General features: G+C 73.3%; 17 protein-coding genes. 8 read left to right on the top strand and 9 right to left on the bottom strand.

The window, feature by feature from the left end:
* Positions 1-15: 15 nt before the first annotated feature.
* The 3 genes from ACZ6R9_RS01675 to ACZ6R9_RS01665 all read right to left on the bottom strand — a co-directional run bounded on the left by ACZ6R9_RS01675 (position 16) and on the right by ACZ6R9_RS01665 (position 3,789).
* A complete protein-coding gene (locus ACZ6R9_RS01675; RefSeq protein WP_380484332.1) occupies positions 16-1,173 on the bottom strand; it encodes a DUF5667 domain-containing protein in 1,158 nt (385 codons plus the stop codon).
* Positions 1,174-1,536: 363 nt separating this feature from the next.
* Positions 1,537-2,385 (bottom strand): ECF subfamily RNA polymerase sigma factor, BldN family, encoded by an 849-nt coding sequence (locus tag ACZ6R9_RS01670; protein ID WP_380484334.1) that lies wholly within the window; start codon positions 2,383-2,385, stop codon positions 1,537-1,539.
* Between the two features lie 465 nt (positions 2,386-2,850).
* Positions 2,851-3,789, bottom strand: coding sequence for an HAD family hydrolase (locus tag ACZ6R9_RS01665; protein ID WP_380484336.1), 939 nt, complete (start codon positions 3,787-3,789; stop codon positions 2,851-2,853).
* A gap of 99 nt (positions 3,790-3,888) precedes the next feature.
* Here ACZ6R9_RS01665 and ACZ6R9_RS01660 point away from each other — a divergent pair, with 99 nt between their 5' ends.
* The 7 genes from ACZ6R9_RS01660 (at position 3,889) to hemB (ending at position 11,064) form a co-directional block, all read left to right on the top strand.
* Positions 3,889-4,167, top strand: coding sequence for a glutaredoxin family protein (locus tag ACZ6R9_RS01660; RefSeq protein WP_380484338.1), 279 nt, complete (start codon positions 3,889-3,891; stop codon positions 4,165-4,167).
* A 146-nt stretch (positions 4,168-4,313) separates the two neighbouring features.
* A complete protein-coding gene (locus ACZ6R9_RS01655; protein ID WP_380484340.1) occupies positions 4,314-4,991 on the top strand; it encodes a 3'-5' exonuclease in 678 nt (225 codons plus the stop codon).
* Between the two features lie 101 nt (positions 4,992-5,092).
* Positions 5,093-5,965 (top strand): redox-sensing transcriptional repressor Rex, encoded by an 873-nt coding sequence (locus ACZ6R9_RS01650; protein ID WP_380484341.1) that lies wholly within the window; start codon positions 5,093-5,095, stop codon positions 5,963-5,965.
* 31 nt (positions 5,966-5,996) lie between these two features.
* Positions 5,997-7,382, top strand: a complete 1,386-nt coding sequence (locus ACZ6R9_RS01645; protein ID WP_380484343.1) for a glutamyl-tRNA reductase — start codon at positions 5,997-5,999, stop codon at positions 7,380-7,382.
* A gap of 41 nt (positions 7,383-7,423) precedes the next feature.
* Positions 7,424-8,398, top strand: coding sequence for a hydroxymethylbilane synthase (gene hemC / locus ACZ6R9_RS01640; RefSeq protein WP_465535790.1), 975 nt, complete (start codon positions 7,424-7,426; stop codon positions 8,396-8,398).
* Entirely contained in the window at positions 8,395-10,014 is a 1,620-nt protein-coding gene (locus ACZ6R9_RS01635) for a bifunctional uroporphyrinogen-III C-methyltransferase/uroporphyrinogen-III synthase (RefSeq protein WP_465535788.1), read from the top strand. The genes hemC and ACZ6R9_RS01635 overlap by 4 nt, the downstream gene beginning before the upstream one ends.
* A gap of 69 nt (positions 10,015-10,083) precedes the next feature.
* Positions 10,084-11,064, top strand: coding sequence for a porphobilinogen synthase (gene hemB, locus ACZ6R9_RS01630; RefSeq protein WP_380484348.1), 981 nt, complete (start codon positions 10,084-10,086; stop codon positions 11,062-11,064).
* Positions 11,065-11,217: 153 nt separating this feature from the next.
* Here hemB and ACZ6R9_RS01625 read toward each other — a convergent pair whose 3' ends face one another.
* The 3 genes from ACZ6R9_RS01625 to ACZ6R9_RS01615 all read right to left on the bottom strand — a co-directional run bounded on the left by ACZ6R9_RS01625 (position 11,218) and on the right by ACZ6R9_RS01615 (position 12,511).
* Complete coding sequence (locus tag ACZ6R9_RS01625) at positions 11,218-11,475, bottom strand: hypothetical protein (RefSeq protein WP_380484349.1); 258 nt, start codon at positions 11,473-11,475, stop codon at positions 11,218-11,220.
* Positions 11,476-11,670: 195 nt separating this feature from the next.
* Complete coding sequence (locus ACZ6R9_RS01620; RefSeq protein ID WP_380484351.1) at positions 11,671-12,018, bottom strand: rodlet layer protein; 348 nt, start codon at positions 12,016-12,018, stop codon at positions 11,671-11,673.
* A 148-nt stretch (positions 12,019-12,166) separates the two neighbouring features.
* Positions 12,167-12,511, bottom strand: coding sequence for a rodlet layer protein (locus ACZ6R9_RS01615; RefSeq protein ID WP_380484352.1), 345 nt, complete (start codon positions 12,509-12,511; stop codon positions 12,167-12,169).
* 255 nt (positions 12,512-12,766) lie between these two features.
* On the opposite strand from ACZ6R9_RS01615, the gene ACZ6R9_RS01610 reads away from it, so the two are divergent.
* On the top strand, positions 12,767-13,522 hold the full coding sequence (locus ACZ6R9_RS01610; protein WP_465535785.1) for a hypothetical protein: 756 nt from the start codon (positions 12,767-12,769) through the stop codon (positions 13,520-13,522).
* A gap of 75 nt (positions 13,523-13,597) precedes the next feature.
* Here the strand turns inward: ACZ6R9_RS01610 and ACZ6R9_RS01605 are convergent, their stop codons facing one another.
* From ACZ6R9_RS01605 to ACZ6R9_RS01595, 3 genes are all read right to left on the bottom strand, one after another.
* Positions 13,598-13,981, bottom strand: a complete 384-nt coding sequence (locus ACZ6R9_RS01605; protein WP_465535783.1) for a hypothetical protein — start codon at positions 13,979-13,981, stop codon at positions 13,598-13,600.
* Positions 13,982-14,172: 191 nt separating this feature from the next.
* Entirely contained in the window at positions 14,173-14,535 is a 363-nt protein-coding gene (locus ACZ6R9_RS01600; RefSeq protein WP_380484357.1) for a chaplin, read from the bottom strand.
* A 68-nt stretch (positions 14,536-14,603) separates the two neighbouring features.
* Complete coding sequence (locus ACZ6R9_RS01595) at positions 14,604-14,780, bottom strand: chaplin (RefSeq protein WP_465536775.1); 177 nt, start codon at positions 14,778-14,780, stop codon at positions 14,604-14,606.
* Positions 14,781-14,782: the final 2 nt, after the last annotated feature.

Here is a 14,782-nt window from a genome sequence, read left to right as displayed (position 1 = left end):
GCGGGGCGAACGGGCTCAGTTGAGGGTCAGCCCGGGCAGCAGCCCCGGGAGGAGCGGCGGGAGGTTGAGTCCCTGGTTGCCGCCCGCGGGCGCGGACGGGGAGGCCGACGGGGCCGGGGCGCCGCCGTGGGTCGGTGTGGCGGTCGGCGAGGGAGTGGAGCCGGTGAGGCCACCCAGCAGGCTGCCCAGACCGGGCGCGGCGGACGGGCTGGCCGACGGGGTGGTGGCCCGGGCGGACGACCCGGCGGCCGGGCCCTGCCCGGTACCGCCGCCGGTGCTCTCGGTGTTGCTGCCGGGCTGCTGCTGACCGGCCCCGCTGCCGGAACCCGCGCCGGTTCCGCTGCCGTCGCTGCCCTGGCCGGAAGGCTGTACCAGCCGCAGGGGCGCGACGTCCTCGCTTATGTCGCTGAACAGGCGGTCCACCTTGTCGGCCTGGCCGGCCAGGCCGGACGGCAGCCGGGACTGCAGCGCCGACCAGCGCTCGTCCTGCCCGGCGAAGCCGGCGAGTTGACGCATCGGGGCGAGCGAGCCGTTGGAGCGGTAGACCGCGCGCAGCAGGTCGCGGCCGCGCAGCGCCTCGGCGTGCATGTCGTCGAGGGCGCGGCGGACCTGGTCGACCGTGGCGGGGCTGAGCGTGCTGCCGGGGTCGGTGCGGCCGATCAGCGACTGCGCCTCGTCGAGCCGGGTGGAGGCCTGCTGGAGGAGCAGGGCGCCGCGCTCGGAGTCGTTGTCGGCCCAGTCGAGGCGCAGCCCTTCGAGGCCGCGCTTCATGCCGTACAGGGCGTCCCCGGGCAGGGCGTTGGTGGAGGCCGCGGCGACCCCGCCGAGGGAGCCGACGGCGACGCCCGCGACCAGTCCGCCGATGGCCAGGCGGCGGCCCCAACGGGTGCGGCGGGTGCGCCTGCCGCGCTGGACGGGGAGGACCGCCGTGGGGGCACCGTCGGCCCACTGCTGCTCGAACGCGGCCATCAGCCGGGCGCGTTGGACCGTCCGCGTCTCGGCGGCGAGCCCGGGGGCGGGGAGCGCGCCGAGCGCGTCGGCCATGGTGAGCAGCTCGGTCATGGCGGCGGAGCCGGCCCGGTGCGCGCCGCTGCTCCGGTGGTCACTCTGGTGGGCCTCCAGCGCCTCGGCGAAGGACTTCGCCCGCCGGTGCTCCAGCACGTTTGCCGTCACGGGCCACACCTCCCTTCGTCGTTTTCGACACCGTGGCCCGTCGGTTGGTTGTCCCGACAGGCCGAAACCACACCATCGGGTGACAGCTCGAAATCCCACTTGACTGCGGGCCCGGTGGCGGGATGCACGCTGGCCAACGAGCGGTGTCGGGAGTCGGTTACGCACGACCCCCCTGGCGTATTAAGCAGAGCAGATGACCGTCCCATCACCCGGACGGGCAAGCGCCTGCGCGGAGTTGACGGCGCGTCATCGGCCGGGCGCGCTGCCAATGGGCGCGCCGGGCGCGCCTGTTCGCGCGGGGATCTGCCGGGCGAGGGTCTGCCGGACGAGGGTCTGTCGGGTGTCGCGTCCACAGCCCGCGGATCACCGGGCGTCCGGCGGCAGCAGGCGGGCCAGCGTGCGCACCGCCCGGTACTGCAGCGTCTTGATGGCGCCCTCGTTCTTGCCCATGATCCGGGCCGTCTCGGCGACCGAGAGCCCTTGCAGGAAGCGCAGCGTGACGCACTCCTGCTGCTGCGGGTTGAGCCGCCGCACCGCGTCGAGCAGGGCGGCGTTGGAGAGCGACTCCAGCACCGACTCCTCGGGGCTGCGCTCGCACTCGTTGGAGTCGAGCATCTCGCCGGTGGTGACCTCCAGCCGGAACCGGCTGGACTTGAAGTGGTCGGCCACCAGGTTGCGGGCGATGGTGACCAGCCAGGCCCCGAAGTCGCGGCCCTGCCAGGTGAAGGTGCCGATCCGGCGCAGCGCGCGCAGGAAGGTCTCGCTGGTGAGGTCCTCGGCGGTGGCCCGGCTGCCGACCCGGTAGTAGATGTACCGGTAGACGGTGTCGGCGTAGTGGTCGTAGAGCTGCCCGAAGGCCTCGCTCTCGCCGTTCTGGGCGCGTTCGACCAGATCGACGACGGGGTTGTGCTCGGTGTCGTAGCCGGGGCCGGCGGGTGCGGTGCGGGCCCGGCCGCGGGTGCCGGGGGAGGGGACGGTCCGGCTGCGCGGGGCGGCGGCGGGGCTGCCGGCGGCGGTGGAGCGCAGGAGCGGCGCGGCGAACGCGGCGGGGGCGGGTGCGGTGAACGTGGGGCCGGCCACCGCGGGCTGGGGGACCAGCAGCTCGAACTCGCGGATCGCGGCCCACAGTCGCTCCAGGCGCACACCGCGGCGCAGGCCGACGGTCGACGGGCGGGAGGTGGCTGGCGCGTCGTTCCGGACGGGTGGGTACACGGGACTCCCAGAGGCAGAACTGTGGACGGATCACCTCCGCCTGTGCGGAGAGGCACGCCGCATTGACCACCCGTCACGGGGACGTTCGGGGTGGCGTGCATCCAGGAGAGAATAACGCTTTGTGCAATGACAGCTACACCCCGTGGTCGAAGTGGTCGAAGGAAGTCCACTTCTCACGCAAATTCGGCTGCTGATGACCGGAGTTGACGTCATTTCTCCGGCTCATTGCGACCGGTTGTGCGCACCTGGTGACCGACTGGTGATGGAAGGCCGGGGTTTCCCCGGTCGGGGCGGTCCCAACCCATGACTTTGGCCGACTGCCGAACGATCAGTTCCGGTCATGGCTCAAGGGCCTGCTCGGGGCCGTCGGGGCGGGGGCGCGGGGCAGGTCAGGACCACCCGCAAGGGGGCGTGTCAGCGGCGGCGGATTGACGCCCGGTCAATGGCGGGGCGGGTGATACCGGATCAGGTCCGCTGCCGGCGGCGCATCGCCACCGCGGCGGCGGCCGCCCCGGCCGCCACGCCGAGCGCGGCCGCCGCGGGGATGCCGATCCGGGCGGCCTTGCGCCCGGTGCGGAAGTCCCGCACCCGCCAGCCCATCGCCCGGGCGTGCCGGCGCAGCGCCGCGTCCGGGTTGATCACGTACGGGTGGCCGACCAGGCTGAGCATCGGGATGTCGTTGGCGGAGTCGCTGAACGCGGCGCAGCGGGCCAGGTCGAGGTGTTCGCGGCGGGCCAGGGCCTGGACCGCGGCGGCCTTGGCGGGGCCGTGCAGCATGCCGCCGACCAGCCGTCCGGTGTACTCGCCGTCGCGGGTCTCGGCGACGGTGCCGAGGGCGCCGGTCATGCCGAGCCGGCGGGCGATCAGCCGGGCGACCTCCTGCGGGGCGGCGGTGACCAGCCAGGCCCGCTGTCCGGCGTCCAGGTGCATCTGGACCAGGGCGCGGGTGCCGGGCCAGACCTTCTCGGCCAGGACGGGCTCGAAGATCTCCTCGCAGATCCGTTCCAGGTCGGCGGTGCGCTTGCCCGCGACCAGGCTGAGCGCGCTGTCCCGGGCGTCGGCGATGTGGTCGGCGTTCTCGGCGCCGCGCAGCCGGAACGAGGCCTGCTGCCAGGCGAACCGGGCCAGGTCGCGGCGGGTGAAGAAGCGCCGCCGGTACAGGCCGACGCCGAGGTAGAAGATCGCGGCGCCGCGCAGGATGGTGTTGTCGCAGTCGAAGAACGCGGCGGCCCGGACGTCGCCGGGCACCGGGGTGTGGTCGCCCTCGGGGGCCTTGGGGCGGCCGGGCTCCGTGCCGTCGGGAGCGAGCTGTTCCTGGGCGGCGTCGGCCGCGGCCTCGCCCGCCAGGACGGTCCGTTCGTCGGTGGAACGCCTCGACCGGGTGAGCCTTCGCAGCGCTGCCATGCGACGAGCATAGTCAGCCGGGGCGCCCGACCCCGTGACCGAGGAGTGCCGCACCGGTGAACGAGGGGCATCCGGGGCGCCGCCGTGAGCGCCTGCACAATGAGTGGCGTGAGCCTGCTGCGACGTGCGAAGAAGAACCCGGCCGACACCACGGTGACGCTGATCGGCAAGCCCGGCTGCCATCTGTGCGAGGACGCCCGGGCGGTGATCCTCAAGGTGGTCGGCGAGCTCGGCGTCGGTTTCGAGGAGAAGGACATCCTGCAGGACGCGGCGCTGTACGAGCAGTACGCCGAGCAGATCCCGGTGACGCTGATCGACGGCCGGCAGCACGACTTCTGGCGGGTGGACGAGACGCGGCTGCGCAAGGCGCTGGCCTGACCGCCGGGCCGGTGTGACCCTCCTCGCACCCGCCTGTCCCGCCTTGCCTTCGCAGGCGTTCGGCGGTCTCGGCCCTGGGATTTCCACCGGCTTCCGGCTTACCATCGAATGGTTGTCCGCCGGGGGCTGTGCAAGAGGAGGGCGCGATGAACGGCTATGCCGTCGTCGACGTCGAGGCCACCGGTCGTAGCCCCTGGCGCCACCGGGTGGTCGAGGTCGCCGTGGTGCAGCTGGACGCCGCCCTGCGCACCGAGCGCGTGTTCGCCACGCTGCTCGATCCGGCCGGGCCGGTGGGGCCGACGCACGTGCACCGGATAGCGCAGGAGGACGTGGTCGGCGCGCCCCGGTTCCGGCAGATCGCGCCGTGGCTGCTGGAGCTGCTGGCCGGCCGGGTGCTGGTCGGACACCACGTGACCTGCGACCGGGCGTTCCTGGAGCGGGAGTTCGCGCGGATCGGCGTGGTGCTGCCGGTGCTGCCGGCGGTGTGCACGATGCGCCTGGCCCGCCGGGTGCTGCCGCAGGCGGGTGGTTTCGGACTGTCCGCGTGTGTGGAGGCGGCCGGGCTCGGCTGGTTCCCGGCGCACACCGCGCTCGGCGACGCCCGGGCCACCGTCGAGCTGCTGCGGCACTGCCTGCGGATCGGCTGCCCGGCGGAGGAGCTCGTTCCGGCCGTCGCGACGGTGCCGTGGCCGCGGCTGGCGGCGGCCCGTTCGGCGCGTTCCCCGGGGTCGGTCCGACTGCTGCGCCGGTGGGCTCCGCTGGGCCCGTGGCCGGCCGGAGTGGAGGGGGCGCGTCCGTTGGTCGGCGCGGCGGGTTACGAGTGATGCGTGTCACTGTTCGGGGACAAATCGGACACCATCTTTGTGCACACGTTCACAAACGCATAGCCTGGCGGTCCAAGCCCAGCTTCACCCACAGGAGCAACGTGGCAATCGGCCGACCCTCACCCAGCAGTTCGCAGACGCCCGACCCGGGCGCCGCGCGCCGGACCTCGCGTGCGCGAGGCATTCCGGAGGCGACGGTGGCCCGTCTCCCGCTCTACCTGCGGGCGCTGACCGCGCTGTCCGAGCGTTCCGTGCCGACCGTCTCCTCCGAGGAGCTGGCCGCCGCGGCCGGCGTGAACTCCGCCAAGCTCCGCAAGGACTTCTCCTACCTCGGGTCCTACGGCACCCGCGGCGTCGGCTACGACGTCGAGTACCTCGTCTACCAGATCTCCCGCGAGCTCGGCCTCACCCAGGACTGGCCGGTCGTCATCGTCGGCATCGGCAACCTCGGCCACGCGCTCGCCAACTACGGCGGCTTCGCCTCCCGCGGCTTCCGGGTGGCCGCCCTGCTGGACGCCGACCCCAACGTGGTCGGCAGCACCGCCGCCGGCCTGCCGGTACGGCACATGGACGAACTGGAGGACATCGTCGTCTCCCAGCACGTCTCCATCGGTGTGATCACCACCCCGCCCGGCGCCGCCCAGCTGGTCTGCGACCGCCTGGTCGAGGCCGGCGTCACCAGCATCCTGAACTTCGCGCCCACCGTGCTGACCGTCCCGGACGGCGTGGACGTACGCAAGGTCGACCTGTCGATCGAGCTGCAGATCCTCGCCTTCCACGAGCAGCGCAAGGCCGGCGACGAGCCCGCCGCCGGCGACTCGGTGCTCGACCGTGCCCCCGGGCCGGTCCGCGCCGCCGCCGCCAAGCTGCGCCGCGCCGCCGGCGGCGGCAAGGGCGAGCAGGCGAAGAACACCCCGGCCGCCAAGGGCGCCAAGGGCCCCGAGGACGACCTGTCCGCGGTGATGCCGGCGTGAGCACCAACATCCGTCACGACGAGGTGGGGGCATGAGTCTTCTGGTAGTCGGTCTGAGTCACCGGACCGCACCGGTCGGCGTACTGGAGCGCGCCGCGCTCACCGGCGAGAGCCCGACCCGGCTGCTGCACGACGCCGCCGCCTCGGCGACCGTCGCCGAAGCGGCCCTGGTCAACACCTGCAACCGGATCGAGCTGTACGCCGACGTGGACAAGTTCCACGCCGGCGTCGCCGAGCTGTCCCAGCTGCTCGCCGGGCACAGCGGCGTCGACCTCGACGAGCTCACCCCGCACCTGTACGTGCACTACGAGGACCGCGCCGTCCACCACCTGTTCTCGGTGGCCTGCGGCCTGGACTCGATGGTCGTCGGCGAGGGCCAGATCCTCGGCCAGCTGCGCGACGCCCTCGCCAAGGCCCAGGACGAGCACACCGCCGGCCGCGGCCTGAACGAGCTGTTCCAGCAGGCCCTGCGGGTCGGCAAGCGGGCGCACAGCGAGACCGGCATCGACAAGGCCGGCCAGTCGCTGGTCACCTTCGGCCTGGAGCAGGTCGCGCTCGGCGCCGGCCCGATCACCGGCAAGCGCGCCCTGGTGGTCGGCGCCGGCTCGATGAGCTCCCTGGCCGCCGCCACCCTGGTCCGGGTCGGCATCACCGACCTGCAGATCGCCAACCGCACCCCGGCCCGCGCCGAACGACTGGTGGAGATCCTCGGCAGCGCCGCCCGCACCCTGGACTTCGACAAGGTCCCGCAGGCCCTCGCCGACGTGGACCTGGTGATCTCCTGCACCGGCGCGGCCGGCACCGTCATCGACGCCGCCGAGGTGACCGCCGCCCTCGCCGCCCGCAGCGCCGAGCAGCCGCTCGCCTTCCTCGACCTCGCCATGCCCCGCGACGTCGACCACACCGTGCACCAGCTCGACGGCGCCCTGCTGGTCGACCTGGAGAGCCTCTCCCACGCGCACGCCGCCACCCCCGGTGCGGGCGACGTGGACGCCGTCTCCACCATCGTCAGCGACGAGGTCACCGCCTTCGGCCAGGCGCAGCGCGCCGCCCGGATCGCCCCCACCGTGGTCGCCCTGCGCGCCATGGCCTCCGAGGTGGTCCGCAGCGAACTCGCCCGGCTCACCTCCCGGCTGCCCGACCTGGACGAGCGCTCCAGCGCGGAGATCTCGCAGGCCGTGCGCCGGGTGGTCGACAAACTGCTGCACGCCCCGACCGTCAAGGTCAAGCAGCTCGCCGCCGAACCCGGCGGGGCCTCCTACGCGGAAGCCCTGCGCGAACTGTTCGACTTGGACCCCGCCGCAGTGCACGCTGTCTCCGGCACCCCGACCGGCGACCGGGCCGGGTCCTCGATCCCGGCCGGCGGTGTCCCCGCCGCCCAGGCCGCCGTCGCCCCGCCCGCCGGAGCACCCAGATGAACACCCCGTCAGCCCCCCAGCACGACCAGGACGATCACCTCATGAATGGTCCAGAGACAGTGACGCCGCTGCGCCTCGGTACCCGCCGCAGCGCCCTCGCCATGGCCCAGTCGGGCATGGTCGCCGAGGAGGTGGCCAAGATCACCGGCCGCCGGGTGGAGCTGGTCGAGATCACCACCTACGGGGACGTCTCCCGGGAGTCGCTGGCGCAGATCGGCGGCACCGGTGTGTTCGTCTCCGCGCTGCGCGACGCCCTGCTGGAGGGCCGCATCGACCTGGCCGTCCACTCGCTCAAGGACCTGCCGACCGCCGCCCCCGCCGGGCTGCTGCTGGCCGCCGTCCCCGAGCGCGAGGACGTCCGGGACGCCCTGGTCGCCCGCGACGGCCTCGGTCTGGCCGAGCTGGTCGGCAAGGCCGACGGCCGCACCGTCCGGATCGGCACCGGCTCCCCGCGCCGGATGGCCCAGCTCAACGCCTGGGCCCGGGCGCACGACGCGGACCTGGAGACCGTCGCGATCCGCGGCAACGTCGACACCCGCATCAACTACGTCACCTCCGGCGAACTCGACGCCGTGGTGCTGGCCACCGCCGGCCTGAACCGGCTCGGCCGCTCCGGTGAGATCACCGAGCACCTCGACACCGCGCTGATGCTGCCCGCCCCCGGGCAGGGCGCGCTCGCCGTCGAGTGCGTCGACCCGACCCTGGCCGCCGTGCTGTCCCGGCTCGACCACGTCCCCACCCGGGCCGCCGTGGTCGCCGAGCGCGCCCTGCTGGCCACCCTGGAGGCCGGCTGCTCCGCGCCGGTCGCCGCGCTGGCCACCTGGGCCGGCACCGAACTGCGCCTGGACGGCGCGGTCGGCACCACCGATGGCGCCGAACTGCTCAAGATGTCCGCCAACGGCCCGCTCGTCCTCGACGAAGCCGCCGAGGAGCAGGCCGCGGCCCTGGGCCGCGCCCTGGCCACCCGGCTGCTCGACGCCGGAGCGGCCAACCTGATGGGGGAGCGCGCCCGATGACCGCCGCCGGATTCCACCCGCCCGCAGGGCGCTGCACCTTCCTCGGCGCCGGCCCCGGCGACCCCGGGCTGCTCACCCTGCGCGCCGTCGACGTGCTCAGCACCGCCGACGTGCTGATCGCCGACCCGCTGACCGCCGCCGCCGTGCGCACCCACTGCCCCAGCGGCGTCCAGGTGCTCGACCCGGCCGACGCCGGCAAGGAGCTGAGCGACCTGGCCGCCGACGCCGTCCGGGCCGGCCGCCACCTGGTCCGCACCGTCGACGGCGACCCCGGCCTGGACGGCTGCGCCGCCCAGGAGATGCTGCGCTGCGCCAAGGCCGGCGTCCCGTTCGAGGTCGTCCCCGGCGTCGCCCAGTCGGTGGGCGTGCCCGCCTACGCGGGTGTGCCGCTCCGCAGCTCCCAGGGCGCGGACGTCCGGTTCGTGGACGGCGAGGCGCTGCTCGGCGGCCAGCTGGTCGACCTCGGCGCGCCCGAGACCACCCTGGTGGTGCGCACCACCCTGGGCCAGCTGCCCGCGACCGCCAACGCCCTGGTGGCGCACGGCCGCAAGCCCGACGCGGCGCTGTCGGCCACGCTGTCCGGCACCACCACCCGGCAGCGCACCTTCACCTCCACGCTGGCCGCCATCGCCGCCGACCTGAAGGCCGCCCGGGTGCTTCCCTCGCCGGTCTCCGCCCCGGTGGACCCGGCGACCTCGGTGATAGCCGTGGTGGGCGAGCAGGTCGCCCACCGCGCCTCGCACTCCTGGTTCGAGACGAAGCCGCTGTTCGGCTGGAACGTGCTGGTGCCGCGCACCAAGGAGCAGGCCCACGGCCTGTCCGAGCAGCTGCGCTCGTACGGCGCGGTGCCGCAGGAGGTGCCGACCATCGCGGTCGAGCCGCCGCGCACCCCGCAGCAGATGGAACGCGCGATCAAGGGCCTGGTCACCGGCCGCTACGAGTGGATCGCCTTCACCTCGGTGAACGCCGTCAAGGCCGTCCGGGAGAAGTTCGAGGAGTACGGGCTCGACGCCCGCGCGTTCGCCGGCATCAAGGTCGCGGCGGTCGGCGAGACCACCGCGCAGGCGCTGGTCGACTTCGGCGTGAAGCCGGACCTGGTGCCGTCCGGCGAGCAGTCCGCCGCCGGACTGCTGGAGGACTGGCCGCCGTACGACCCGGTGTTCGACCCGATCGACCGGGTGCTGCTGCCGCGCGCCGACATCGCCACCGAGACCCTGGTGGCGGGCCTGGTCGAGCTCGGCTGGGAGGTTGACGACGTGACGGCGTACCGCACGGTGCGCGCCTCGCCGCCGCCGGCCGAGACCCGCGAGGCGATCAAGGGCGGCGGCTTCGACGCGGTGCTGTTCACCTCGTCCTCGACCGTCCGCAACCTGGTCGGCATCGCCGGCAAGCCGCACAACGTGACCGTCATCGCCTGCATCGGCCCGGCCACCGCCAAGACGGCGGAGGAACACGGCCTGCGGGTCGACGTGATGGCCCCGGCCCCGTCCGCGTCCGCGCTCGCCCAGGCGCTGGCCGACTTCGGGGCCAACCGCCGGGACGCCGCCACCGCGGCAGGCGAGCCGGTCTACCGGCCGAGCGAACGCCGCCCCGGTTCGCGCCGCAAGGCGCGCTGACCCTCCGTCAGGGGGAGGCCAACCGAGCCTCCCCCTGACGGCTTTTCCGTGACTCAGGGAGCCTTCGAAGTGTCCGCCGAATTCCCGTCCGTCCGCCCGCGCCGCCTGCGCTCCACCCCCGCGATGCGCCGCCTGGTCGCCGAGACCCGGCTCCACCCGGCCGAGCTGATCCTGCCCGCGTTCGTCCGCGAGGGCATCACCGAGCCGAAGCCGATCACCTCGATGCCCGGCGTCGTCCAGCACACCCGCGACACCCTGCGCCGGGCCGCCGTCGAGGCCGCCGAGGCCGGGCTGGGCGGCATCATGCTGTTCGGCGTCCCCGAGGTGCAGGACGCGGTCGGCTCCGAGGGCACCAACCCCGACGGCATCCTGCAGGTCGCCATCCGCGACGTGGTCTCCGAGGTCGGCGACGCCCTGGTGGTGATGTCCGACCTGTGCCTGGACGAGTACACCGACCACGGCCACTGCGGCGTGCTCGCCGAGGACGGCTCGGTCGACAACGACGCCACCCTGGAGCGCTACGCCGAGATGGCCGTGGTGCAGGCCGAGGCGGGCGTCCACCTGGTCGGCCCGTCCGGGATGATGGACGGTCAGGTCGGCTTCATCCGCCGCGCCCTGGACGACGCCGGCTACCAGGACACCGGCATCCTCGCCTACACCGCGAAGTACGCCTCTGCCTTCTTCGGCCCGTTCCGGGAGGCCGTCGGCTCCTCGCTCAACGGCGACCGCAAGACCTACCAGCAGGACCCGGCCAACGCCCGCGAGTCGCTGCGCGAGCTGGAACAGGACCTCGCCGAGGGCGCGGACATGGTGATGGTCAAGCCCGCGATGGCCTACCTGGACATCCTGCGCCAGATCGCCGACGCCTCCCCGGTGCCGGTCTCCGCCTACCAGGTCTCCGGCGAGTACTCGATGGTCGAGGCCGCCGCCGCCAACGGCTGGATCGACCGCGAGCGCACCATCCTGGAGACCCTCACCTCGATCCGCCGGGCCGGCGCCGAGCAGATCCTCACCTACTGGGCCACCGAGGCCGCCCGCCTGCTGCGCTAGGGGTGCACGAAGAGGGGCGCGGGGAACTGCGCGAAGCGGAAGGCACTCAACCGCAAGATCGCGATGCAGGCCAATGACTGGCACGTGATCGCGACCTTGCGGATGTGCGCTCGTTGCTCGCGCAGGTCACCGCGCCCGCAGGCTTTCGTGGGGTCAGCCGATGGCGGCGATGCCGCCCCCGCCGCCGCCGACCGCCTCGTCGGTGGCCCAGCCGCCGCCACCGCCCATGGTGAAGATGTGGTCGGTCGCGGCGAAGCCGCCCTCGTGGCCCGCGATGAAGGGCTCGTGGGCGGTGATCACGCCCTCCTCACCGCCACCGGCGACGACGTGCGCACAGGCGGGGGAGGCGATGCCGGCCAGGGCGAGTGCGGCGACGGTGGTGATGACGGCCTTGCCCAGCTTGCTCTTCATGGAGAGTTCCTCTCTGCGTCGGGTGGTGTCCCTACGTCAACACGGGGGTGCGGCTGGCGGGCCGCTGCACGCGCCCGCCGGTGCTCCGATCACCCGATCGCGCCGCGAACGAACGGGTGGGGTAAGGCCGGAGACACGAAACCGCCGGGCCCGGGGCTGGCCCCGGACCCGGCGGTCGGCTGTGACCGGGGAAGATCAGCCGATCAGGTGGCTGACGCCACCGTCGCCGCTGCCCACGGTGTTCTGGCCCACGACGCAGGTCTGGGTCGGGTGGTTGTCCAGAACGTCGGCCTTGATCGGGACGGCGATGCCGATCAGGGCGGCGACGGCGACGTTGTCGATCTCGGGCAGGCAGATGTTCGGGTTGTCCAGCACGTGGTTGTTCGGGCTGTGGTTGCCTTCGGTGCCGGTGTGGTTGGTGCCGCCGTTGCCCTGGAGCGAGGTGGCGGAGCCGTCCGCGTCGCCGATGGCCATCGCGGGGGCGGCGGACATGGCGAGACCGGCGGCGACGACGCCGACGGCGGCGAGAGCCTTCTTGATCATGGGGTCATTCCTTTTCGGATCTGATGGAGTGGAGCAGCACCCCTGACGCGTGGCTCGCGCCGGGGCCACCGCCCGGCCGGGGGAACGGACCGGGCGGGTCGTGGGGCGCGGAGCTGGCGGCTCCGCGCCGGAGGGCGGTGACGGAGCGTCAGCCGACCAGGTGGGAGACGCCGCCGTCGCCGCTTCCGACGGTGCCCTGGCCGACCACACAGGTCTGCTTGGGCTGGTTGTTGAGCGCGTCGACCTCGACCGGGATGGCCACGCCCAGCACTGCCACGCCGATGTTGTGGATCTCCGGCAGGCAGATGTTCGGGTTGTCGGCGAAGTGGAAGTTCGGGCTGTGGTTGCCCCAGGTGCCGCTGGAGTTGGTGCCGCCATTGCCCTGGATGGTGGCGGCCGAACCGTCCGCGTCGCCGATCGCGACGGCAGGGGTGGACACCGCGGCCAGCGCGGCGGCGGCCAGGCCGACGGTGGCCAAAGACTTCTTGAGCATGGTCGAGATACCTCTCTGAAATACCGTTCGAGGGGTGCTGCCCCGTCGTCGTCGGGATCAAAGAATGGCGAACAGGAAAGTTACGGGGGCGGAGAAAATTCGTCGAGGATCACCGGTTTCTCCGCGCGCCAGTCGGATTATTAGGCCGTTCCGGTTAACTGCCGCTATCCGTGGGGGAGGTGGCTCGTTCGCCAGGGTGCGCGCGACGCACCCGAAGTACTTCACGGTTGCTGGCGGCATAAGAAGTCATACGGAATGACCGACGTACCGAATTACCGGATACCCGAACGGACGGCGAACACCATGAAGCTCTCGAAGCGGGCCACGGGCGCCCTGCTGCTGGCGGTCGGCGCCGGCGTGGCGGCGGCGCAGGGCGTGGCCCAGGCGGCGGCCAAGACCCCGGCCGAGGTGGCCGCGCTGGAGGACGGACTGGCCACCAGGGAGGTGCCGTTCAGCATTCCGCTCAGCACGCCGAACTCGCCGCTGCCGCTGCTCGCGGACGGCGGCGAGATCCACGGCGGCATCCCGAGCTCGCCGCTGCTGCCGCCGAGCGGGACGGGCCAGAGCCCGACCGAGCCGATCCCGGACCAGGTGCTGCCGGCCCTCAACGGCACCAAGCTGGGCCCGTCGCTGGGCGCCCGGCTGCCGCTGCCCGAGGTGGACAAGGGCGCCACGCTCGGCACCCTGGACCTGGACGCGCCGCCCGCGCCGCTGAACCTGGGCGGCCCGGCGGTGGGCCTGGGCCGGCCGGTCACCTTCGTGCAGGGCGAGAGCGGCCGGCTGACCGATGCCGCATTGAGCCTGGACAAGGTGGACCCGCACGTGGTGACCGCCCCCGTGCAGGCCGTACCGGGCGCCAAGGCCTCGCTCGGCGGCGAGCAGGACCAGATCTCGGTCACCGACTCGGTGAAGACGCTGGCCGCCACCACCACCGCCATCAGCGGCGAGATGCTCGACCAGGCCAACCCGGTGCGGACCCTCACCGGCGCGCTGGACCGGACGCAGGCCTGACGCGGCGACACCACACAGTCGTACGGCCCGGTTGCTCCTTGCGGAGGCCGGGCCGTACGACTGTCCGGGTGGGCGTCAGAGCGGCAGTGCGTTGAGCAGCGGGCCGGCCAGCGGGAGGTCCTTGGCCCCGCCGCCGGCGGACAGCGGCTTGGTGAGCGTGCCGGTGCCGATCGGGCCGAGACCGTTGTCGGGGACCACGGCGACGCCGTTGTTGAACACGTCCGCGCCGGAGTTGGCCCACGGGTCGAGCCGCAGGTCCTTGGCCGGGGCGATTGCGTAGCCGAGCGCGGAGGTGGTGCCGCCGAGGGCCTGCTGGGCGTCGGTGGGCTGCAGATGGGTGGCGGGCAGCGGGAGCCCGGCCGGCTGTTCGGTCTCGGCGTGCGCGGTCTGGGCGGTGACGGCGCCGAGCAGCAGCGCGGTGCCGAGCGCGGCCAGCGCTCCGGTGGTCTTCCGGGACATCGGCCATTCCTTCGGGGGAGGGGACTTCGGGAGGACAGGTACGTCGGGTTAACGAGTCTTCGGGGTGCTGGGTACTTCGACGTGCCGGGTACTTCGGGGTGACGCGCACTTCGAGGCGACGGGGACGAGCACTGCCCCCCGGCCGGTGGCCGAGGGGCAGTCTGCACGGGTCAGCGATCGGCCGGGTCCGGTCAGTCGCAGTCCTCGTCCGCCTGCTCGTGGTGGTGGTGCTCGTGCTCGTGCTCGTGCTCGGCCGGCGGCTGCGCGTGCTCGTGCTCGACCGGCTCCGCGGCCTCCTCGCGCTCGACACCCCCGTCGGCGTTGATGCAGGTGTTGCCGAAGGCCGGGTTCAGCAGGCCGACGACGTTGATCGAGTTGCCGCACAGGTTGATCGGGACGTGGACCGGGACCTGGATCAGGTTGCCGGAGAGCACGCCGGGGGAGTTGGCGGCGACGCCCTCGGCCTCGGCGGAGGCGTTGGCCAGGCCGGCCGAGCCGAGGACCAGGCCGGCGGCGGCGACGGTCAGGACCGCGGCCTTCTTGATGTTGCGCATGAGGGTTGATCTCCTAGATCGCAGCAGGGAGTTGGTGTGCCGTGTGGCGCGGTACGGCGTCGGGCGGTTCAGCCGGCGTTGACGCAGGTGTTGCCGAAGGCCGGGTTCAGCACGCCGATGAGGACGTCGATGGTGTTGCCGCAGACGTTGACCGGGACGTGGACCGGGACCTGGATCAGGTTGCCGGAGAGCACGCCGGGGGAGTTGGCGGCGACGCCCTCGGCCTCGGCGGAGGCGTTGGCCAGGC

This window comes from Kitasatospora sp. NPDC048662, from assembly GCF_055587065.1.
Note: the sequence above shows the minus strand (reverse complement) of the source record. Positions and strands in the feature narration are given on the sequence as shown.

What these genes read in the sequence shown, in the direction of transcription:
- ACZ6R9_RS01665 (WP_380484336.1), bottom strand. Translation starts at nt 3,789, where the DNA reads ATGGCAGCGCTGCGAAGGCTCACCCGGTCGAGGCGTTCCACCGACGAA.
- ACZ6R9_RS01660 (WP_380484338.1), top strand. Translation starts at nt 3,889, where the DNA reads ATGAGTGGCGTGAGCCTGCTGCGACGTGCGAAGAAGAACCCGGCCGAC.
- ACZ6R9_RS01655 (WP_380484340.1), top strand. Translation starts at nt 4,314, where the DNA reads ATGAACGGCTATGCCGTCGTCGACGTCGAGGCCACCGGTCGTAGCCCC.
- ACZ6R9_RS01645 (WP_380484343.1), top strand. Translation starts at nt 5,997, where the DNA reads ATGAGTCTTCTGGTAGTCGGTCTGAGTCACCGGACCGCACCGGTCGGC.
- hemC (WP_465535790.1), top strand. Translation starts at nt 7,424, where the DNA reads ATGAATGGTCCAGAGACAGTGACGCCGCTGCGCCTCGGTACCCGCCGC.
- ACZ6R9_RS01635 (WP_465535788.1), top strand. Translation starts at nt 8,395, where the DNA reads ATGACCGCCGCCGGATTCCACCCGCCCGCAGGGCGCTGCACCTTCCTC.
- ACZ6R9_RS01625 (WP_380484349.1), bottom strand. Translation starts at nt 11,475, where the DNA reads ATGAAGAGCAAGCTGGGCAAGGCCGTCATCACCACCGTCGCCGCACTC.
- ACZ6R9_RS01620 (WP_380484351.1), bottom strand. Translation starts at nt 12,018, where the DNA reads ATGATCAAGAAGGCTCTCGCCGCCGTCGGCGTCGTCGCCGCCGGTCTC.
- ACZ6R9_RS01615 (WP_380484352.1), bottom strand. Translation starts at nt 12,511, where the DNA reads ATGCTCAAGAAGTCTTTGGCCACCGTCGGCCTGGCCGCCGCCGCGCTG.
- ACZ6R9_RS01610 (WP_465535785.1), top strand. Translation starts at nt 12,767, where the DNA reads ATGACCGACGTACCGAATTACCGGATACCCGAACGGACGGCGAACACC.
- ACZ6R9_RS01605 (WP_465535783.1), bottom strand. Translation starts at nt 13,981, where the DNA reads ATGTCCCGGAAGACCACCGGAGCGCTGGCCGCGCTCGGCACCGCGCTG.
- ACZ6R9_RS01600 (WP_380484357.1), bottom strand. Translation starts at nt 14,535, where the DNA reads ATGCGCAACATCAAGAAGGCCGCGGTCCTGACCGTCGCCGCCGCCGGC.